Annotated in this window: 22 protein-coding genes and 5 pseudogenes; 14 read left to right on the plus strand and 13 right to left on the minus strand. The window is 62.5% G+C overall.

The window, feature by feature from the left end:
* The first annotated feature begins 118 nt into the window (after positions 1 to 118).
* From JHW40_RS02020 to JHW40_RS02040, 5 genes are all read left to right on the plus strand, one after another.
* Positions 119 to 1,147, plus strand: a complete 1,029-nt coding sequence (locus JHW40_RS02020) for an IS110 family RNA-guided transposase (RefSeq protein ID WP_090618173.1) — start codon at positions 119 to 121, stop codon at positions 1,145 to 1,147.
* A gap of 317 nt (positions 1,148 to 1,464) precedes the next feature.
* Positions 1,465 to 2,397, plus strand: coding sequence for an IS5 family transposase (locus JHW40_RS02025; RefSeq protein WP_272849027.1), 933 nt, complete (start codon positions 1,465 to 1,467; stop codon positions 2,395 to 2,397).
* Between the two features lie 346 nt (positions 2,398 to 2,743).
* Positions 2,744 to 2,971 (plus strand): AbrB/MazE/SpoVT family DNA-binding domain-containing protein, encoded by a 228-nt coding sequence (locus JHW40_RS02030; RefSeq protein WP_090617708.1) that lies wholly within the window; start codon positions 2,744 to 2,746, stop codon positions 2,969 to 2,971.
* Positions 2,961 to 3,359, plus strand: coding sequence for a PIN domain-containing protein (locus JHW40_RS02035; protein WP_090617711.1), 399 nt, complete (start codon positions 2,961 to 2,963; stop codon positions 3,357 to 3,359). The genes JHW40_RS02030 and JHW40_RS02035 overlap by 11 nt, the downstream gene beginning before the upstream one ends.
* A gap of 369 nt (positions 3,360 to 3,728) precedes the next feature.
* The gene (locus tag JHW40_RS02040) at positions 3,729 to 4,373 is read left to right on the plus strand and encodes a DUF4123 domain-containing protein (protein ID WP_170851983.1); all 645 of its coding nucleotides are present in this window, start codon (positions 3,729 to 3,731) and stop codon (positions 4,371 to 4,373) included.
* On the opposite strand, the gene JHW40_RS02045 is transcribed toward JHW40_RS02040, so the two are convergent.
* The 3 genes from JHW40_RS02045 to JHW40_RS02055 form a co-directional block, all read right to left on the minus strand.
* The gene (locus JHW40_RS02045) at positions 4,308 to 5,069 is read right to left on the minus strand and encodes a hypothetical protein (RefSeq protein WP_090617714.1); all 762 of its coding nucleotides are present in this window, start codon (positions 5,067 to 5,069) and stop codon (positions 4,308 to 4,310) included. The genes JHW40_RS02040 and JHW40_RS02045 overlap by 66 nt on opposite strands.
* Positions 5,070 to 5,155: 86 nt before the next feature.
* Positions 5,156 to 5,914, minus strand: a complete 759-nt coding sequence (locus JHW40_RS02050) for a DUF2515 family protein (RefSeq protein ID WP_090617716.1) — start codon at positions 5,912 to 5,914, stop codon at positions 5,156 to 5,158.
* Positions 5,907 to 6,260 (minus strand): hypothetical protein, encoded by a 354-nt coding sequence (locus JHW40_RS02055; RefSeq protein ID WP_090617718.1) that lies wholly within the window; start codon positions 6,258 to 6,260, stop codon positions 5,907 to 5,909. Before JHW40_RS02055 ends, JHW40_RS02050 begins: the two co-directional genes overlap by 8 nt.
* Positions 6,261 to 6,939: 679 nt before the next feature.
* Here JHW40_RS02055 and JHW40_RS02060 point away from each other — a divergent pair.
* Positions 6,940 to 7,248, plus strand: a complete 309-nt coding sequence (locus JHW40_RS02060; protein ID WP_090617720.1) for an alpha/beta hydrolase — start codon at positions 6,940 to 6,942, stop codon at positions 7,246 to 7,248.
* Between the two features lie 68 nt (positions 7,249 to 7,316).
* Here the strand turns inward: JHW40_RS02060 and JHW40_RS02065 are convergent, their stop codons facing one another.
* Genes JHW40_RS02065 through JHW40_RS02075 form a run of 3 tightly spaced genes read right to left on the minus strand, consistent with a single transcriptional unit; the run spans position 7,317 to position 9,660 of the window.
* Positions 7,317 to 8,660, minus strand: a complete 1,344-nt coding sequence (locus JHW40_RS02065) for a sensor histidine kinase (protein WP_090617722.1) — start codon at positions 8,658 to 8,660, stop codon at positions 7,317 to 7,319.
* An 8-nt stretch (positions 8,661 to 8,668) separates the two neighbouring features.
* Positions 8,669 to 9,331, minus strand: a complete 663-nt coding sequence (locus JHW40_RS02070) for a response regulator transcription factor (protein WP_090617724.1) — start codon at positions 9,329 to 9,331, stop codon at positions 8,669 to 8,671.
* Complete coding sequence (locus JHW40_RS02075; RefSeq protein ID WP_244519396.1) at positions 9,331 to 9,660, minus strand: PepSY domain-containing protein; 330 nt, start codon at positions 9,658 to 9,660, stop codon at positions 9,331 to 9,333. The genes JHW40_RS02070 and JHW40_RS02075 overlap by 1 nt, the downstream gene beginning before the upstream one ends.
* Positions 9,661 to 9,795: 135 nt before the next feature.
* Between JHW40_RS02075 and JHW40_RS02080 the strand changes: the two genes are divergently transcribed.
* The 4 genes from JHW40_RS02080 to JHW40_RS02095 all read left to right on the plus strand — a co-directional run bounded on the left by JHW40_RS02080 (position 9,796) and on the right by JHW40_RS02095 (position 11,765).
* A complete protein-coding gene (locus JHW40_RS02080) occupies positions 9,796 to 10,458 on the plus strand; it encodes a calcium-binding protein (protein ID WP_090617726.1) in 663 nt (220 codons plus the stop codon).
* A gap of 291 nt (positions 10,459 to 10,749) precedes the next feature.
* Positions 10,750 to 10,902, plus strand: coding sequence for a hypothetical protein (locus tag JHW40_RS02085; protein WP_170851984.1), 153 nt, complete (start codon positions 10,750 to 10,752; stop codon positions 10,900 to 10,902).
* Positions 10,903 to 11,123: 221 nt separating this feature from the next.
* Positions 11,124 to 11,285, plus strand: a complete 162-nt coding sequence (locus tag JHW40_RS02090) for a hypothetical protein (protein ID WP_170851985.1) — start codon at positions 11,124 to 11,126, stop codon at positions 11,283 to 11,285.
* A gap of 252 nt (positions 11,286 to 11,537) precedes the next feature.
* Positions 11,538 to 11,765 carry a hypothetical protein gene (locus JHW40_RS02095; protein WP_139208290.1) on the plus strand — a complete coding sequence of 76 codons (228 nt, stop codon included), beginning with the start codon at positions 11,538 to 11,540 and terminating at the stop codon, positions 11,763 to 11,765.
* A 188-nt stretch (positions 11,766 to 11,953) separates the two neighbouring features.
* Here JHW40_RS02095 and JHW40_RS02100 read toward each other — a convergent pair.
* Positions 11,954 to 12,359: pseudogene (locus tag JHW40_RS02100) on the minus strand (IS66 family transposase); the annotation flags it as partial.
* Between the two features lie 59 nt (positions 12,360 to 12,418).
* Between JHW40_RS02100 and JHW40_RS02105 the strand changes: the two are divergent.
* Positions 12,419 to 12,799: pseudogene (locus JHW40_RS02105) on the plus strand (transposase); the annotation flags it as partial.
* Between the two features lie 91 nt (positions 12,800 to 12,890).
* Here the strand turns inward: JHW40_RS02105 and JHW40_RS02110 are convergent.
* A pseudogene (locus tag JHW40_RS02110) lies at positions 12,891 to 13,043 on the minus strand (TrmO family methyltransferase domain-containing protein); the annotation flags it as partial.
* A gap of 143 nt (positions 13,044 to 13,186) precedes the next feature.
* Positions 13,187 to 13,456: pseudogene (locus JHW40_RS02115) on the minus strand (transposase); the annotation flags it as partial.
* Positions 13,457 to 13,868: 412 nt separating this feature from the next.
* Between JHW40_RS02115 and JHW40_RS02120 the strand changes: the two are divergent.
* The gene (locus tag JHW40_RS02120) at positions 13,869 to 14,897 is read left to right on the plus strand and encodes an IS110 family RNA-guided transposase (protein ID WP_090618173.1); all 1,029 of its coding nucleotides are present in this window, start codon (positions 13,869 to 13,871) and stop codon (positions 14,895 to 14,897) included.
* A gap of 304 nt (positions 14,898 to 15,201) precedes the next feature.
* Here the strand turns inward: JHW40_RS02120 and JHW40_RS02125 are convergent, their stop codons facing one another.
* The 3 genes from JHW40_RS02125 to JHW40_RS02135 all read right to left on the minus strand — a co-directional run bounded on the left by JHW40_RS02125 (position 15,202) and on the right by JHW40_RS02135 (position 17,625).
* On the minus strand, positions 15,202 to 16,134 hold the full coding sequence (locus tag JHW40_RS02125) for an IS5-like element ISPpa3 family transposase (protein ID WP_026155396.1): 933 nt from the start codon (positions 16,132 to 16,134) through the stop codon (positions 15,202 to 15,204).
* 99 nt (positions 16,135 to 16,233) lie between these two features.
* Complete coding sequence (locus JHW40_RS02130) at positions 16,234 to 16,692, minus strand: hypothetical protein (RefSeq protein WP_272849028.1); 459 nt, start codon at positions 16,690 to 16,692, stop codon at positions 16,234 to 16,236.
* Positions 16,693 to 16,701: 9 nt separating this feature from the next.
* Positions 16,702 to 17,625, minus strand: coding sequence for a hypothetical protein (locus JHW40_RS02135; RefSeq protein WP_272849029.1), 924 nt, complete (start codon positions 17,623 to 17,625; stop codon positions 16,702 to 16,704).
* A 46-nt stretch (positions 17,626 to 17,671) separates the two neighbouring features.
* Here JHW40_RS02135 and istA point away from each other — a divergent pair.
* A pseudogene (istA, locus tag JHW40_RS02140) lies at positions 17,672 to 18,285 on the plus strand (IS21 family transposase); the annotation flags it as partial.
* A 64-nt stretch (positions 18,286 to 18,349) separates the two neighbouring features.
* The gene (locus tag JHW40_RS02145; protein WP_170852008.1) at positions 18,350 to 18,835 is read left to right on the plus strand and encodes a hypothetical protein; all 486 of its coding nucleotides are present in this window, start codon (positions 18,350 to 18,352) and stop codon (positions 18,833 to 18,835) included.
* Positions 18,836 to 18,898: 63 nt separating this feature from the next.
* Here JHW40_RS02145 and JHW40_RS02150 read toward each other — a convergent pair whose 3' ends face one another.
* Positions 18,899 to 19,108 carry a hypothetical protein gene (locus tag JHW40_RS02150; protein WP_419182480.1) on the minus strand — a complete coding sequence of 70 codons (210 nt, stop codon included), beginning with the start codon at positions 19,106 to 19,108 and terminating at the stop codon, positions 18,899 to 18,901.
* Between the last annotated feature and the right edge of the window lie 25 nt (positions 19,109 to 19,133).

The raw sequence follows: 19,133 nt of genomic DNA on the forward strand, positions 1-19,133 counted from the left end.
AACCCGCTTTCCTGCGTGGTAACGATCCACCAACCGATGGGCGTTGATGGTGTAACCGCCCCCCGACGGCATCTGTGTGCCAGGGTGGGTTTGCGATGATCCACATAGGAGAGCGGTCATGTCGGAGGTTATCACTGTCGGGCTCGATCTGGCGAAGAATGTGTTCCAGGCTCACGGGGCTGATGCCTTGGGGCGTGTTCTTTTTCGCAAGAAACTGAGGCGGGATCAGGTTCTGCCGTTTTTCAGCCAGCAGCCGAGCTGCGTTGTCGCGATGGAAGCTTGCGGTGGCGCGCACTTCTGGGGCCGCGAGCTTGGCAAGCTCGGGCACGAGGTGCGGCTGATCCCGCCTGCCTATGTCAAACCCTTCGTCAAGCGCCAGAAGAACGACATGGCCGATGCCGAGGCCATCTGCGAAGCGGCGACACGCCCGACGATGCGTTTTGTGCCCGTAAAGAGTGAGGAGACCCAGGGGGCGGCAATGGTCTTCCGCATCCGGGAACTTCTGATCCGGCAGCGCACACAGGCAATCAACGCCCTGCGTGGGCATTTGGGCGAGTTCGGTCAGATCGTGCCGCAGGGTGCTGGCAACGCGGCTCGGCTGATTGCGATCATCGAGGACCCCGACAGCGGTCTGCCCGCCGATGCCATCGCCACACTTGATGTGCTGGTCGCGGCGCTCCGACACCTCGAAGCGGAGATCGGGAAGCTGGACGCCGAGATCAGCCGGCGGGCCAAGGATAACGAAGTCGCGCGGCGCTTGATGACAATCCCGGGCATCGGCCCCCTGATCGCAACGGCCATCGCCACACTTGCTCCCCCGCCTGAACTCTTCCGGAAGGGGCGGGACTTTGCAGCATGGCTCGGGCTCACGCCCCGCCAGCACTCGACGGGCGGCAAACAGCGGCTTGGCGCCACGACGAAGATGGGGGAACGGTCCCTGCGGCGCTTGATGATCATCGGCGCCAACAGCGTGGTCATCAAGCGGCACGTTCATGCCTCGGCTCGGCCAGGCACCTGGTTGGGCGGAATGCTGACGCGCAAGCCACCCATGCTGGTGCGGGTAGCGCTGGCGAACAAGATGGCGCGCATCGTCTGGGCTTTGATGGCCCACGGTGACGTCTACAAAGCTCCGGCCGCAGCGGCATAAGCCGTCAAGGTCGCGAGGACGTCGGAGCAAAAGAGGGCAAGGAGACGTTTGGCGCAACGGTCGTGAGACGGGATCAGAGGAACCAGCCTGCAACAAAGTGCCTTCGAGCACGCGGCGTTGATTTGGGACCTGATCCGCGAACACCATACGGGCCGGCGGCATGACGATGGCCGCAACAGAGGCCGGATACATGTCAGCACCCGACAGCGCGCGAAACTGATCCACAAACCCTCTTGCGCAAGGGGCGGTTATACATGTTGCAGAACTGATCATCATCCGGGATTCACGGCGTGAATCTGGTGGGTTAAGAGCCTGCCATGAGCAAGCCCGAACCTGCCCGCTACGGTACGACCAACTGGCAATCCTATAACGACGCGCTGAAGCGGCGCGGATCTCTGCTCGTCTGGCTGGACCGGGACATGGACTGGCCTGCGCCGAAGGCAGGCAAGCCCGGACGTCCGCCGGTCTTCTCCGATGCCGCCATCCAGTTCTGCCTGATGATGAAGGTGCCCTTCGGCCTGCCGCTTCGGCAAACGACCGGACTGGTCGCCAGCATCCTTGAGATGGCTGGTCTGGACTGGCCGGTCCCGGACTTCTCCACGCTCAGCCGCCGCCAGAAGACAATCACGGTCCAGCTTTCGTCGCGCCGGGCTCCGGGCGCTCTGAACCTGCGGGTGGATAGCACCGGGATCAAGTTCCTGGGTGACGGAGAGTGGCTGGCGAGGAAGCATGGCACCCACCGCCGGCGCCAGTACCGCAAGGTCCATCTGGCGATGGACACGGCGACCGGCAACGTCCGGGCGGTGGAATTCACCTCCAGCCGTGAGGGCGACAGCCCCGTTCTCCCTGATCTTCTGGACCAGATCCCGGAAGACGAGGAAATCGGCACCGTTACCGGTGATGGCGCCGAAGGCACCCGCCGTTGCCATTCGGCGATCCTCGCGCGCGGTGGCACAGGGATCATTCCCATCCGCAGAAATGGCCGCCTCTGGAAAGAAGATTGCCCCGCTGCCCTGGCCCGCAACGACATCCTGAGGGCAACCCGGCGTCTCGGCCGGACGATTTGGAAAAGATGGTCCGGCGACCATGTCCGCAGCCGGGTCGAGGCCCGGATGAGGAACCTGAAATCCTTCGGCGAGCGGATCGCCTCGAGGGACCCCGACCGTCAGACAGCCAAGATCCACATCCGCGTGGCCCTGATGAACCGCTTCAATGCCCTCGGCACCGCCCAGATCGAACGCGTGGCATGAACTCAGCCGAGAAAAGCGGCATTATGTCCTGAAAACGACTTCTGCAACAATGTCGCAGCAACCTATAATGGGGAGACGGGTGCGCGTCTGGATCACAGGGCGGTGCCACTCGTTGCTTTGGGCTCAACTGTCATTTCCCAGTCTGCTTCTCGGATGATCCGATCGGGCTGCGATAGCGGATGTCACCGTCCACTTGGATCATGTCGCCTCGGCGCCACCTGTTTCGTTTCAAGTTCAGTCCCAAGGGCGTACTTGTCGCAATCAGCATCATCACCGACCACACTTGAATCTGCTCTGAACTGGATATACATTTCTGAACAGTATATCCATTGATGAGGACCGGCTGATGCATGTCGCCAAATGGGGAAATTCGCTGGCTGTCAGGCTGCCTGCTGACCTGGTGCGCGAGCTTGGTCTGAAGGCCGGCGACGAGATCGAGCTGAAACGCGCTGATGATGGCCTGGCCATCCGCCGTCGCCCCTCGGCAGACGATGTGCTGGAAGATCTGCGCCGTTTCCGGGGGCGACTCCCTGCATCTCAGCGACTGAGCCGCGACGCCGCAAATGAGCGCTGACTTTTTCGATACCAACGTCATCCTGTATCTGCTCGATGATGGACCCAAGGCAGATCGGTCTGTCGAGTTGCTGGCAAAGGGCGGACTGATCAGTGTTCAGGTGCTGAATGAGACCCTTGTGAACTGCATCAGGAAAGCCGGCATGTCATGGCGGGACGCGGGCGCTTTCCTCGCCGGGGTGCGAGATCTGTGCGACGTGACCGCCCTCTCGGCCGAGATACACGATGTTGGCCTGGCTCTCGGCGAACGGTACGGTTTTTCGGTCTATGACGCGATGATCGTCGCGGCCGCGCTGACCAGCGGCTGCGAACGGCTTTACACAGAGGACCTTCAGCACGGTCAGTTGATCGAAGGTAGCCTGCGGATCGTCAGTCCATTCCGGGAATGATGATGGCGCCATGTCCGATCCAGGACAACGGTACAGGGGTCCCGCATGCTCGGCGCTCTCGGCGGGCATGCGGGAGACACACCCAATCTGAAGACCGAGAGGACGGTTTCGGACTACATTGCCGCATTGCCGCACCATGGGTATTGCGAATGCGTGTTGAGAGGCATCTGGATATGAGCCCGCTCATAGCAGAGCGGGCATCAGCGCCTGCGCGGAAACCATCCGCCGCGGCGGACAGGCACTTGCCGAGCGGACACTTTACCTGACCCCGCGTAGGGAGAAGCGGTCACTGTTCCCAGATGTGAATTCGTCCTAAGCTGCCGCCGACAGGCGCCGTGGATGCCTGGATCAGATTGGCGAGGGAGGCACATGACCGACCATTCAGAGATCCATATCCGGCACCCCGATCTTTTCCAGATCGAGATCGTCCAAGGGGTCAAGCCCATGGATTCCCAGTTCGGTCAAACCGACAGGAAGGCCGTTCCCGACCTGCTGCGCGACCCGCTGTTTGGTCAGCCCGACCCGCTTCCGTCCGAGATCGAGGCGGCGGGCGGCGATCCCGCCAAGGTGCCCGCCATGCAGACCTTTGCGATCCTTGACGCCGCCAAGGTCGCGAACCTGCCCGCGCTGCTTGACGCCAGCGGGCTGGAACATCGCTGCCTGTTCAAGGGCGGCACCGCCGAGGAACTGGCCGAGGTCGCGCCCTGGCTGGTCAGGCTGACCGAAGACAGCCGCCTGACCCGCTTGCTGTTCACCGGCAAGGATGCGATCGGCGGATTGTGGCAAAGCGAACCGGGCATCTATATCCGATCGCGCGCCTCCTTCGAGGACATCTGGCGCCATTTCCGCCGCTTCACCCGCGTGCAGGATGAATGCGGCAACTGGTTCCTGTTCCGCTTCTGGGAGCCGCGCTGGCTCGAAGCGAATGCGGCGGTGCTGGGCGGCGGTTCAGAAGCCGCCATCCCATCCCGCTGGCCGCCAGTCAGGATCGTCCAGCCATATCGCCGCGGGTAAGTCCTCGTAGGCCGGATCCAGCCCTTCCGCCGCCCGGCGCGACGAGACAAGTTCGCTGAGTTTGCGGGACAATTGCTGCGTAGCCGGCGTGAAATTCGCATAGATCAGAAACCGGTCCGCCGCATCCTCGGACAAGGGCGCGCTCAGGGCGGCGGGCGGGGTGAAGCTGCTGCCGGTTGACGAATTGTAATGCCTGACCGTGATATGGACCTGGGCCGGGCCGTTTCCGCACTGCCGCCATCGCCCGATAGTCGCGACTTTCGTTCCGGCATCCGTGCTGAAATCCCCCTCGGTCAGCCCCTCGCGCACCTTGCCGACGCGGGGCCAGCCCCGATCGAACTGGCCGACGATTTGGGCCACCATTTGACGCGCCTCGGCCAGGGTCATCGGCTCCATCGGGAAGACCATCGAAATTCGACCGACAACCGGTCCCTCCAGGCCCGCCATGAACTGCCGACCTCCGGGCAGTTCGATCGGGCAGTTCCTGTCCTGATAGCGCAGCACGATCGGCCCGCCCGTCATCGTCGGCTTCAGATTGCTGCCCGATGCGAATTCGGTCAGGTAGAGGGGCATGGTGTCCCAGTTATCTGGACCGCGCATGTCCTCGCGGTAATAGGCCATCGGTTCCTGCGCCAGAAGCTCGGCCGCCGGTTGCAGCAAGGCGACCGAGACGATACGCGGCGTGCTGTCATTCATGGAACTCTCCTGTTTCAGAACTTTCGTCGCCAGCCCAAGGACCAGAGCAAGCCCGATCACCCCCACCCCCGCAAGCCGGGCGCCCCCTACCATGTGCCCGTCGCCCCGTGCCGGGACGTCCGTTCCTGCTGCAGCATGCGGTTCACGAGGCGCCGGTAATATTGCACGCGGTCCCGCGGATCGCGGACGTCCAGCCCGTCGATGCTGACCAGATTGTCCCGCGTGCAATGTTTCGCGATCGGAATGCTGGTCTGATCAAAGGGAATCAGTGCCTCAGCGCGCATCAGATCGCGAAAGGTATCCGCATGGCGTTCATAGACCGGTTGGACGATATCCACCTGTTCATGTTCTGCGATCAGATCCGAGGCGGTCCGCAATTCGCCCTTTTCAAGCATATCCATCGCGTCCAGAAGCGAGGGGTCCGCTTCAAATGCGCCACTTTCGACGCAGCGGCGAAGCTGCTTTGCACCGCATTTCTGGGCGAAGCGGGCCACCGGATAGATGTTGGAAAAGATCGTGCGATTGGCATCTTGCAAGGCGTCCATCGCTTCGGACGGGTTCACCACCATCCGGCCGAGCGTCTGCGCATCCCAGGCTTGGGTCCGCTGCATGGCGCAACCGCCCTGAACCGAGACATAGCTTGCCAGCCTGACCCAGATATTGCGGGGATCGGCCTCAGCCAGCCCGTCATAGGCCGCAGTGATCTGGCGGTTGCGCTCCAGCGGATCATCGCTGCGCAGCGCCTGATTGACCTCGTCCTGAACATCCTGCCAGCCACGGTCGCAACTGCATTCGCAACCCGCGACCGGATCATTAGCCGCGCGGGTCGTGCTGAGATCATCCATGCGCCACCTCTGCCGTTTCAAGGGTCAGGAAATGCCGCCGCAGCCTGACCGCCTTTTCCTCCTGCGACCGGAATGGACGGGTCATGATGGCACGGTAGGCCGGATCGTCGATGACCCGGTTGCCGTGGACCACCATGACCTCCAGATGATCCAATACATGCTGCTGGGCGGTGACGCCGATCCGGGCCAGCCATCGGCGGCGATCGGTCACCCAGTCCAGCCGAACCTGTTCGTCGCACGCGGCGAAGGCGGGATAGCGGGCGGCCAGACGGGCGGCGATGTCGCGGTCGAACTGCCGTTCCCGTGCATCCTGCAAGCTCGCCTGAAAATTCGCGGGAAGACGCATTCTGCAGAGATCCCCTGAGCGGTATCCGTATGAAGATGCGGACCAATTCCATTCAAAAACAATGGCTCTCCGACCCTGGCCGAAGACCCTATAGCGATAGCCGCCAGAGCCTGTCTTGTCCAGATCGGCCAAGGGTCCGACCGGCCCCCACGGACGGGCCCGTTTTGATTGTTAGTGCAATGTTGGTCGTGTTTCCAACGCGCAGGGCATTGCTGGCCGGATTGCAGAGGCCTGCGCGCTGGAAACACGTGGATGAAGACTTCCGGAGGCGGCTTGTAGCCGAGCGATCCATGAAGGCGCACGGTATTGTAGTGCCGGCGCCCGCCTTGCAGCGCATTCGACAGGCGCCCTTGCTTTCGCCGCTTGTCCCTTGCCTGAAACGACTCCGATGCTGCAATTTGACCTTGAAGATCAATCGGGAGGCTTCGGATGATCCGCCTTGTCGCCGTGACGGTGCTGCTGGCCCTGCTGGGCGGATGCGCGGGCGACCCCCGCAGCGTGGCCGTTACCCCGACAGGCTCCGCAGCCGGTGAGCGAGCCGTCGATTTTCTGCTGGCCACGAATCGGGCCGGACATCCGGACCAGCCGAGCGACTTCGACGCCAATCGCAGCGGCAGCCTGTCCTATGCGCATTACACAGTGACGGTGCCGCCGCGCCACAAGCCCGGACGGGGTCGAGATGCCGCGTTCCGTGCCCGATCCAGGCCAGAGCTTTACCGTCGCCCGGCGGGAAGACCTGGAGCGCAGCGCGTTCCACGATCGCATCGCGCAGGGGCAGGGACGCCATGATGTCTTTGTCTATGTGCATGGCTATAATACCAGTTTTCCGCGCGCGCTTTATCGCCATGCCCAGATAGTGGCGGACGCGCGGCAACCCGGAACGGCGGTTCTGTTCTCCTGGCCCTCGCAAGGCGTACTGACGGATTATACCGGAGATCCGCATTTCCCGATCACCTTGCTGGCGCTTCTGGTTGATAGACACGGCTGACGGGGCAGACACTGGCTTCAGGTCCACAGTCCAACAGGGGCAGCCGCTCAAGAAGAGTCGCGCGGCCATCATGAGCAATCCGAACACAAACGCAGTTCGGCGCACAGGCCGGGATGCGCATTGCAGAGGCTGAGCCGGCCCAATGCGGCTTCCGCTATATCCGCGACGATGGCCAGACCGATGCCCTGACCATCATCTGACGGGTGGCCGCGCACGCCGCGTCGCATCAGCCGGTCCAGCCGAGCATCCGGCACACCCGGACCATCGTCGCGGATGGTGATGACGATCTCGGCGCCGCAGCGCCGGGCGTGGGCTTCGATCCGGCCCGAGGCATGATGCATGGCGTTTTCCATCAGCGCGCCCAGAGCCTCGGTCAGGTCGTCGGGGTCGATCCTTGCCTTCAGCGCCGGTGATGCTCGGATGTGCCAGTCAAGGCCCGCACCCTCGGGGGTGCGGCGCAGGACCCGGGTAATCTTTTCCAGAACCTCGGCGGGCCGGGCCAGACTGGCATGCGGAGCCGACTGAAGCCGAGCGCGGGCCAGTTCGCGGTCAACGAGGCGGCGCATCGTGGTCACGACCGTCTCGATGCTGTCGGCCAGTTCGGTTTCATCCTGAAGGCGCAACCGCCCGGCATCACCCAGCAGCGCCTGCAACGGCGTCTTGAAACCATGCGCCAGATCGGCGGCGCGGTGACGGGCACGCTGCAATTCGCGGTCCCGGTCGTCCAGCAGGCGATCCAGTTGCCCGGCCAGCGGCATCACCTCGGCGGGCAGGTCACCGCCGATGCGCGACCGGCGGCCTTGGCTGAGCGCCGAAACCCGTTCTCCGATCCGGGTCAGCGGGCGCAGCCCCACGGTGATCTGCATGAAGGACGCCATCAGCAGCAGCGTGACCAACAGGCCCAGATAGGGCAGCAGATCCCGGAAAAAGGCACGGCGCGCCTGTTCCAGATCCTCGCGGTCGGTGGCCACCACGATCCGCAGCGGCACCGGATCAGGCCCGCGCCCGACGGCAAGGCTGCGTTCGACCGCCAGCAGGGACTGATCGCGCGGACCCTCAAGCGTCAGTATCCGATGTGCGCCAGTGGGGGGCGCGTCATCGACGGGCAGCGTATAATCCCACAGCGACCGCGATCGCGTCACCTCTTTGCCCAGCCAGATCTGCCAGTAATGCCCCGAGAACGGACGGTCATAGATTGGATCGCGCGGCACAGTGTGCAAGCGCGGCAGGCCGCCATCCTGTTCGACCATCGCGATCAGCGAAAGCATCCGGTCCTCCAGATCGGCCAGCGCGACCCGTTCCACATGCCGGTCAAACAGCACCGCCAGCCCGATCGCCGCCGCCCCCAGGGCCGCAAGAATGGCCGCGCCACCGGCCAGAAGAAGCCGCCAGCGCAGGGACAGCGGCCGCATCCTTGACCTCATCCCGTCGCATCCAGACCATAGCCGAAGCCGCGCCGGGTCGCGATCATTCCCGGCCCAAGCTTGCGGCGAATGCGGGTGATCACGGCCTCCAGCGCGTTGGCCTCGCGTGCATCGTTGTCACCATAGAGATGTTCCAGAAGCTCGGTTGGCGGCACCACCCGATCGCGATGCAGCGCCAGATAGGCGATCAGCCGGAACTCCAGCGGTGTCAGCGCCACCGGAATGCCATCCACGTCCACCGTCATCCGGTTCAGATCCAGACCAAGCCTGCCGATGGTCTGCTGCGGGGTGCTGTAACCGCCGGCACGGCGGATCAGGGCGCGGACGCGCGCCACCAGTTCCTCCATGCGGAAGGGCTTGGGCAGATAGTCGTCGGCGCCGGCGTCGATCCCCTCGACACGTTCGGCCCATGCCCCGCGCGCGGTCAGGATCAGCACCGGACAGTCGCACCCCTCGCGTCGCCAGCGTTTCAATACGCTGAGCCCGTCCATGCGTGGCAGGCCCAGATCCAGAACGATCAGGTCATACCGCTCGGTCCCGCCGCGAAACCACGCATCCTCGCCGTTATCGACATGTTCGACACGGAACCCCGCTGCCGAAAGCGCATGTCCCAGATCGCCCGAGATGCGACTGTCATCCTCTGCCACCAGCACACGCATCAGTCGTCGTCTTCCTCATATTCGAGGATCTCGCCGGTGGCCGCATCCAGATCGATCTCGATCAGCCGCCCGTCCGGTGTCACCAGCTCGACCTCATATTCCCAGACGCCATCCTCGAACTCCAGTTCGATTTCGATGATCTGGCCGGGGTGATCACGCGAGACGATGGCAAGGATTTCCTCCAGCGGCAGGAATTCGCCACGGCTGACGGCATCGCGGGCCATCTCGTAATCGGGTGCGGAATCGTTGGCGGGCTGCCCGCCGCCCGTCAGCGGAGACAGCGCGAACAGGGCGGCAAGGCATGACATCGGGGGGGTAAAGCGGCTCATGGGCGGTTTCTAGCCGCTTCATGCTGACATTTCCCTGACAGCCCGGGTCAGCGGGATGTCAGCAAACCGGCGCTATCGCTGCGGTATCGGCCGCGCGGCGACCGAATCGACACGCAGAATGGAAAGGACGCAAAGATGGTACGCAGGATCGGAACGAACGGAAACGACAGGCTGGACGGCAGCAGTGTCGCGGATCTTCTGTATGGGCGCGGCGGCAATGATCTGCTGCGGGGCTTTGGCGGCAATGACGAGCTGGAAGGCGGAGATGGCCATGACACGCTGATCGGCGCGGCCGGTAATGACGAACTGGAAGGCGGGCGCGGCAACGACATCCTGACCGGGGGCAAGGGCCATGACGAGTTGGAGGGCGGCGCGGGCAATGACATCCTGAACGGCGGCAGTGGCAATGATGAACTGGACGGCGATTCCGGCAACGACACCCTGCGCGGTGGCGCCGGCAATGACGAGTTGGACGGCGGCAGCGGCAACGACCGGCTGTCCGGCGGGGCGGGTAATGACAGGCTGGAGGGCGGGCGCGGCAATGACATCCTGACCGGGGGCAAGGGCGCCGATGTGTTCGAGTTCGAATTCGGCGACGGTCGCGATGTGATTACCGATTTCCGCAATGGCGTGGACCACATTCATCTGGACGACATGAGCCGCGGTCAGGTCCGCTCGGTGATCGAGAATGCCACCCAGCAGGGCAGCGATCTGGTGCTGACGCTGAATGACGCGACGACCGTCACCATCGAGGATTTCCAGAAGTCCCAGCTGGATATGGGCGATTTCATCTTCTGAGCCGCGATGAATTAACGCGGGCCAACCCTTCGCCGCCGCTAACCATAGAAACGACGATACCGGCTCTCTGGCTCCTCAGCCCCTCCGGCGCGAGGCCCTCTCGGGATGGCACTGCGGTATCTCGCGGCTGGGCATGAAGGTAAGCAAGGACGCTGATCGAGCCATGCGCTCCGTGCAATGCCGCAATGCAGAATTGTCCCTTCACAATTCACTCGTGGGATACCATATACCATAGCGAAGGCAGGCCACGTTATCATCCACAGGCCCGCCAAACTGAAGGAGGGTTAAACCATGACGACCGCAACCATGCAACGCCGCGCCTCGGGTCCCCGCGCCGCCATCCTGGCCATCTTCACGGCCGTTTCCGCGAAGCTTGCAGAGGTCTATGGCCGCGTCGGTTCCGCTGAACCCAAGGCCGAAAGCTGGCACTATTTCTCTGCGTAACGGCACTTCCGTGCGCATTCGGGCCGCTTCTTTCATAAGCGGCCCGAATAACATCCATGTCGTGCCCTTGCGTCTCGCGGCGTGGCAGGAGGGGCAAGTTCCCCACGTTCCCCGAGCCCTGCGCGATAGTTGCCGCCAGCCGGATGTATTCGGCGATGCGCGAGCCTATATCTGTATCGACGGGACGGTATTGTCCGCCCCGCGATATGGAGGACCCAACCATGGGTGCCGACAAGACCAATCAGGAAAATTCCTCGAAACCCGAACAGGCTCAGCAGAACGAGTCTGCGCCCGGGAAGTTGGGTGACGAGCCCAGGCAGGCCGAACCCGGCAAGGATGCCGCGGCCAACGAGGAACAACGCAAGTCCCGCCTTCCGGGCTGAGCGACAGGCAATCCCATCATTGCTGAAATTCACGACTGCGCGGCGGGGGAAACCTCGCCGCTTTGCTGTCGAGCGAGCGAGGTGCGGGAAAGAACGGCTCTCTGAGCGACTCGGGTTGACCCTCCCCCTGGCGTTTATCTGATCTGGTCGATGCCGGGATTGTTGGCTTGTGCCTGATGTAACCATGCTGCCGGCACCCTACCTTCTGGGCATCCGCGAAGAATTTTCACGCGGTGTCATGGAGGGCCCAGGGTGGGCACCAACAAAGAGAACGACAACGACCGGAATGCTGGACTGGGTATGGCTTCCAGGCCGCATATGCTGCGAGGGCCGATGACAAGATCCAAGCCCAACCAGGTTCAGATGGATGAAACCTTCAAACAAAGGGTGGAAGATCTGGATAACGAAGATGCCCGCAAGTCGGCGTCTCGTCAGGAAAAGGGCAGCGATACGCCGCCTGCGCCCAAATCCCCCCGCTGAATAGTCTGGACGGGTTGTCGGTCCGACGGGGCAGCGACCCATGACCAATGACGCATTCGACTTGGGGAGGGAACAACCGTTTTCCCCCTTGCGCTTTATATAGGTGTCCCATGCCGGGCTCCGGCGAAGGAGACCATATGCAGATTTCATCAGACAGCCGCGTCCGCCTGACGGTGCTGGACAGAGTCGGCATAGACCTGGATCGTACCATCGAAGCCAGCGACGATTTCCGCTGCATATTCGCCTTTACGCCCGGGTCGGTAGTGGAGCACCACGCCGGGCGGAGCGGTGCCGCCCCAGCCCCGGTCGTTCCGCAATACCGCCCAGAGGTAGCCGGTTTTCGTCGTGCCACGCCCCGGATCGAGCACCGGGGCGGTTGTCTCATCGACATAGAGCCGGGAGCTTTCGACATCAACCGCCGGGCCATGTGGTCGACCACGGGCGCGATCAGGGCGCCGGTTCGGCCCATCCAGTCGGCCAGAACCGAGCGTTCGATCGGCACCCCGTGCCGGGCCATCACCCTGCCTGCCGGTTCAGCGGCATGTGTTCGGAATGCTTGGCGACGGCGATCTGGACCAGCAACGCCTCGGTCGGTCGTTCACAGCCCTCTCGAACCAGTGGCGTTCCCATGGTTCGAGTGACCATGGCGAGGCGGGTTTGTCGAGAGCCTGCTGCGGTTGATCGGTCTGGACTGGGCGGTGCCGAACTTCAGCATGCTGTCGCGGCGCCAGAAGACCCTGAAGGTCAGCATTCCCTACCGCGGGTCAGAGGGTCCGCTGCACCTGCTGGTGGACAGCACGGGCATCAGGGTTGAGGGCGAAGGGGAGTGGAACGCGCGCGCGGCTCGAAACGGCGGGTCTGGCGCAAGCTCCACATCGGGATCAACGAGAGTGAGGAGGATCAGGAAAGGCCCCGGTGGGGCGTTCCCGCGACGAACACTGGAGATCCGGGCCGCGGAATTCACCACCAGCGATGTGGATGATGCCCCCATCCTGCCCGAACGGCTCGACCAGATCGCGTCCGATCAGGAGATGGTCACCTCGCGCCCGGTGGTGTCGGTGATGCTGCGTTCGGCCAGCGCAGGCAGCGCGGCAAGCATCAGCAGGGCGGCGGCTATAACGCGCTTCATGGGGTGGCTCCGAACTCTGCCTTGATGTCGATCAGCGGCGTGCCGTCCAGGCAGTCCAGCCCCCGCACCGTCAGCACCGGCCCATCCACCGCCAGCAGCCGCACGACGGACGAGGCAACAGGATTGGGCCGGACCGGAGAGCGCAGAGCGCTGAGCTTCATGACTGGACCTCCTCCTTCGAGGTTGCGTGGGCTGTGTTCAGACAGGCGGCGTGCAGCCAGCCCAGCACTTCGTCCTCTTGGGCGGGCAACGGATCGGCCTCGCCAGCCGCGAAGGCAAGAAACGCTGATCAGCCCCTGGAAGCCTCCGTCAGGATCAGCTTGTCCAGCGTCAGATCCGAAACAGCACGCCTGAGCCGTTCATTCTCCTGCTGAAGCCGCTTCAGTTCCTTCAACTGATCCACGCCCATCCCACCGTATTGCTTCCGCCAGCGGTAATAAGTCTGTTCGACAACGCCGATCCGCCTGATCGCATCAAGACGCGACAGACCTTGCCCCATCAGACCCTCAACCTGCCGCAACTTCGAGACAATCTCTTCCGGCTTCGGTCGCTTGTTGGACATTCTCGATCCTCCGTTTCCTAATCATAACGGCGGACCACTTCACTGGGGGAGGATCACGCAGGTCCGCAGCAAACCCAGAAAGCTTGACAAGAGAGGCGTTCTCGAACCTATCAGCCTTGGAGTTCCTGCAATTGCAAGCAGATTTTTTTCTACAGAATCAGGATATTGCGAACGTTCGCTGCGGTAGAGACGAATGACGGAAAATCGTAAGCAAGGAAAGCGGTTTTTGACGCCGAGCGCGGGACCGGAAATCTTAATTTGCCGCGTATGCTACGGGAAGATTTCAACCGCGAGGCAGTTTGGCATACTCGAACGAGAAGGGCAGGTATAGGCGGCGTTGATGGTGTAACCGCCCCCCGACGGCATCTGTGTGCCAGGGTGGGTTTGCGATGATCCACATAGGAGAGCGGTCATGTCGGAGGTTATCACTGTCGGGCTCGATCTGGCGAAGAATGTGTTCCAGGCTCACGGGGCTGATGCCTTGGGGCGTGTTCTTTTTCGCAAGAAACTGAGGCGGGATCAGGTTCTGCCGTTTTTCAGCCAGCAGCCGAGCTGCGTTGTCGCGATGGAAGCTTGCGGTGGCGCGCACTTCTGGGGCCGCGAGCTTGGCAAGCTCGGGCACGAGGTGCGGCTGATCCCGCCTGCCTATGTCAAACCCTTCGTCAAGCGCCAGAAGAACGACATGGCCGATGCCGAGGCCATCTGCGAAGCGGCGACACGCCCGACGATGCGTTTTGTGCCCGTAAAGAGTGAGGAGACCCAGGGGGCGGCAATGGTCTTCCGCATCCGGGAACTTCTGATCCGGCAGCGCACACAGGCAATCAACGCCCTGCGTGGGCATTTGGGCGAGTTCGGTCAGATCGTGCCGCAGGGTGCTGGCAACGCGGCTCGGCTGATTGCGATCATCGAGGACCCCGACAGCGGTCTGCCCGCCGATGCCATCGCCACACTTGATGTGCTGGTCGCGGCGCTCCGACACCTCGAAGCGGAGATCGGGAAGCTGGACGCCGAGATCAGCCGGCGGGCCAAGGATAACGAAGTCGCGCGGCGCTTGATGACAATCCCGGGCATCGGCCCCCTGATCGCAACGGCCATCGCCACACTTGCTCCCCCGCCTGAACTCTTCCGGAAGGGGCGGGACTTTGCAGCATGGCTCGGGCTCACGCCCCGCCAGCACTCGACGGGCGGCAAACAGCGGCTTGGCGCCACGACGAAGATGGGGGAACGGTCCCTGCGGCGCTTGATGATCATCGGCGCCAACAGCGTGGTCATCAAGCGGCACGTTCATGCCTCGGCTCGGCCAGGCACCTGGTTGGGCGGAATGCTGACGCGCAAGCCACCCATGCTGGTGCGGGTAGCGCTGGCGAACAAGATGGCGCGCATCGTCTGGGCTTTGATGGCCCACGGTGACGTCTACAAAGCTCCGGCCGCAGCGGCATAAGCCGTCAAGGTCGCGAGGACGTCGGAGCAAAAGAGGGCAAGGAGACGTTTGGCGCAACGGTCGTGAGACGGGATCAGAGGAACCAGCCTGCAACAAAGTGCCTTCGAGCACGCGGCGTTGATTTGGGACCTGATCCGCGAACACCATACGGGCCGGCGGCATGACGATGGCCGCAACAGAGGCCGGATACATGTCAGCACCCGACAGCGCGCGAAACTGATCCACAAACCCTCTTGCGCAAGGGGCGGTTATACATGTTGCAGAAGTCAGTGTGTGAGCGCAGTTTTCCCTTTCCGCGTTGAGTTCATGCCACGCGTTTGATCTCGGCGGATCCGAGGGCATTGAAGCGGTTCATGAGGGCGATGCGGATATGGATTTCGGCGGTCTGGCGGTCCGGGTCTCGTGATGAGATGCGTTCACCGAAGGCCTTGAGGCAGCGCATCCTTGCCTCGATCCTGCTTCGGACGTGATAACCTGACCAGCGCTTCCATATGGCCCTGCCCAAGCGCTGGGTTGCCCGGAGGATCTCGTTGCGCGCCCTGGCTGCGGGGCAATCCTCCTTCCAGAGACGGCCATTCCTCCGGATCGGGATGATAGCGGTGCCGCCTCGATCCAGGATCGCGGTGTGGCAGCGTCGGGTGTCAAAGGCACCGTCGCCGGTGACGGTGCCGATCTGTTCATCCTCTGGGATCTGGTTGAGCAGGTCGGGCAGAACAGGGCTGTCGCCTTCACGGCTTGAGGTGAATTCGACGGCGCGGATGTCACCTGTAGCCGTGTCCATCGCCAGATGAACCTTACGATATTGGCGTCGGCGATGCGGGCCATGCTTGCGGGCAAGCCATTCCCCATCACCAAGAAACTTGATCCCGGTGCTGTCCACCAGCAGGTTCAGCGGCCCCGGCGCACGGCGGCTCGTGATCTGAACCGTGATGCGCTTCTGCCTGCGGCTCAGGGTCGAGAAATCGGGCACCCGCCAGTCGAGCCCGGCCATCGAAAGGATGCTCGCCACCATCCCTGTCGTTTGCCGCAGAGGCAGGCCGAACAGAACCTTCACCATCAAGCAGAACTGGATCGCGGCATCAGAGAAGACCGGCGGCCGACCATTGCATCCGGATTTGGGTGCGCGCCAAACCATGTCCTTGTCCAGCCAGATCAGAAGGGACCCGCGCCGCTTCAAGGCATCGTTGTAGGACTTCCAGTTCATCGTGCGGTAGCGGGTCGGCTCAGGCTTGCTCATACTCGCCCCTTAGCCCACTGGATTCGCAGTGTGAATCCCTCAGAAAACGGAGTTCTGCAACAACGCCGGCCCATATCCTCGCAGCGGCGATCTTGCCTGTCATTTCGACCGTTTTCGCGCGGCGTCGCGGCGAGCCTCCCATCCGGGGTCAACCGGGAGCATGATCGGAGGGTAGCCGTTCACTTCCGTGAACTTATTCAGAAGATAGGTCTTTGCGTCATCGAGGTTCAAACCCATGGTTTTGAGCACCTCCTTCGCTTCATCCTCGGAAATCAGACTGTGGTCGCCAACGTCGCCGTATTCCTCACGGTCCTTGAGCGCACTCAAACCATCCCAGAACCATTGCATACGCTTTGTTCCGCGAACGGCAGAGCCCTTGATGTTGTAGTTTTTTTCCGGCACCAGCCATTCCATGACGATGAATACTGCAATCTCTATCTCTTTGAACTCATTATTTTCGTCCAGATAATAGTTGAAAGCATAGGTCCATTTCTTTGCTGCTTCCCGGTCAAAATTTTCCAAATGTTTCTCAACGCCTTCTTTTGTCCAATATTTCATTAATTTCCCCTATAAGTTTAGAGCGCCTGGTGGAACTTGAACTGCATCAAAGATGGCATTTTGTTGATTTTCCAAGTCCATCCACTCCGGCGATCTTTCAGGCAGAAGTCTCTGCCGTTCGTAAAGTGCATGGGTTCCACCTTCCTTCGCGCTGTGGCTCGCACTGGTATGGAATTGAAGCTCGAATTTGAAACCCTCTCGTGTCTCATACACGGCATTGATTCCCTTGTATCCGGTATCGCCCCAAGTGTTCTTGAATTTCACCTCACGGTATCCTTGGGCGGTCAGCTCGGCGCGGGTCGCGCGAACGCCAGTTGCGTAAGTATCGTCCGGAAACACCGTCGTATAGCGTAGCACGTCCTTGATACTTTCGGCCACTTCTGAGGGCAGCTGTCCTGTTTTGACCACCGCATCGGACAGCTTCCTCGTCAGCGACTCTTCCGATTTGAAGCGGAATTCGAGACCGATCATCCGGCCGTTAAAGCGTGCCGCAAGAGTCTGCAAAAGCTCGGTAATCTGCGGTTCGACCGCCTGGGCGGCCCTTTGCATGACGAATATGACGGACTGGATCGTCTCCGTATCGAAGATGTAACGGTACTGCGTCTTCAGTATCACGACCATCCGGTTCAGGCCTGATCGCATGACACGCAGCGCGCGCACGAAACGCTCCAGCACCAGACCGAAGAGGAGGCCCTCAAGGGCGTTCTTCAGCCGCCCTTCCGCTAAGCTGTCATTGGGATCGGATGCGAGATATTCGGCAACCGCGTTTTGCAATTGCGGATACTGCTGAACCAAGTTGGCAAGGCGCTGTTCATGCGGGTCGAACACCGTCGCATCTGCAATCGCCCCTGCGGCCATTGAGAAGGGCGGTGCGAAATTAGTCCACGTTAGCGGCGGCATGGTGCTGCTGCGGGCGGCGTAAAAGTCGTCCACCTTTGTCCCTTTCTGCGGCTGCAGGGAGGATGGGAGGATCTACAGCGTGGAACTCTATCTCAGGGTTCGTCAGGCCTGTGCGACGGGCATGAGCCAGCGTCAGGCGGCGACGGCATTCAACATATCGCGCGACACGGTCGCGAAGATGATGATGTTCTCGGTTCCTCCGGGCTACCGGCGGACGGCCGATGTCAAGCGCCCGAAGCTTGATCCGTTCATCCCGATCATCGAAGAATGGCTGGAGGTGGACCGGAGCATGCCGCGCAAGCAGCGGCATACGGCGAAGCGTGTGTTTGACCGGCTGCGCGCGGAATGCGGGTTCACCGGCGGCTACACGATCATCAAGGATTATATCCGGGAGCGTGAACGGCGGGGCCAGGAGGTATTCGTGCCGCTGGCGCATCCCCCGGGCCACGCGCAGGCCGACTTCGGCGAGGCGATGGTTCGGATCGGCGGTGTCGAGCGAGACAGGCGCATTTCTTCGTGCTGGACCTGCCGCACAGCGATGCGTGCTATGTGCGGGCCTATCCTGCGGCGGTGGCCGAGGCCTGGGTGGACGGTCACATCCACGCCTTCTCCTTCTTCGAGGCGGTTCCTCAGTCGATCGTCTATGACAACGACCGCTGTCTGGTGGCGAAGATCCTGCCGGACGGCACCCGCATCCCTCCATTCCTGAGAAAGGATCGCACCATCAAACCGTGGGATCAAACACCTAGCTGTCCCGGTGCTGGCGGCCACCTTCGCCGCGCTTCACCTGACATGGCGGCTGCTGCGCTGGCTGGTATGGGACAAGCTGCTGGGGTTCGGCACGGCACCCAAGCGGATCGGTTTCCTGATCCTTGCCCTTTTCGTCCTTGCGGTGTCGCTGGTCTATTCGGACCACCGCAATATTGCCCCGTCCTTCGAGGCAGAGTTTCTGGCGACAACCGGCGGCGCAACGGCTGGCGGCGGGACGTTGCACCCGCCGCCCGAAGGCGGATGGAACCTGATCGACGCCATGGCCATCGGGCTGCGGTCACATATTCCGATGATCGACTGGGGCCTGCGCGACGGCTGGCAGCTTGCCGGCGAGGGGCCGCTGTATGTTGCCGGCAGGGCGGTGGCGATCATGCGGCCCGAGGATTTCGGGATGCTCATGGCAGTGCTGAACTTCCTGGCCTGGCCGCCGTTCCTGGCCTTCGCGCTGCGCCGCGCGTTCCGCTATGCCTGATACCTGACGCCGGGGCGGCGGGCGCGGCGGGAGACCGCGCGCGAAGGGCTGGCCCGCCCTTTCTCACTGATTGCGGTCGATCCAGCACGACAGCAGTTGCCGATTCCAGAAGTATTCGTCCGGCACGGCACGGCGCTTGATGCGGGCGATCCGCTTGGCAGAGACCACCTGCTTCGAGGTCGGCCCGTTTCCAGCGACGGGCGCCAGCCTTGCCTGCGCGTCGATCCATAGGCTCAGCGCGCAGCGATCCTGCCGGGCATCCGGAGGCAGCAACGTCCCGTTGCGCGTGGCAAGCGTG

The organism is Paracoccus alcaliphilus, assembly GCF_028553725.1.
Taxonomy (GTDB): Bacteria; Pseudomonadota; Alphaproteobacteria; order Rhodobacterales; family Rhodobacteraceae; genus Paracoccus; species Paracoccus alcaliphilus.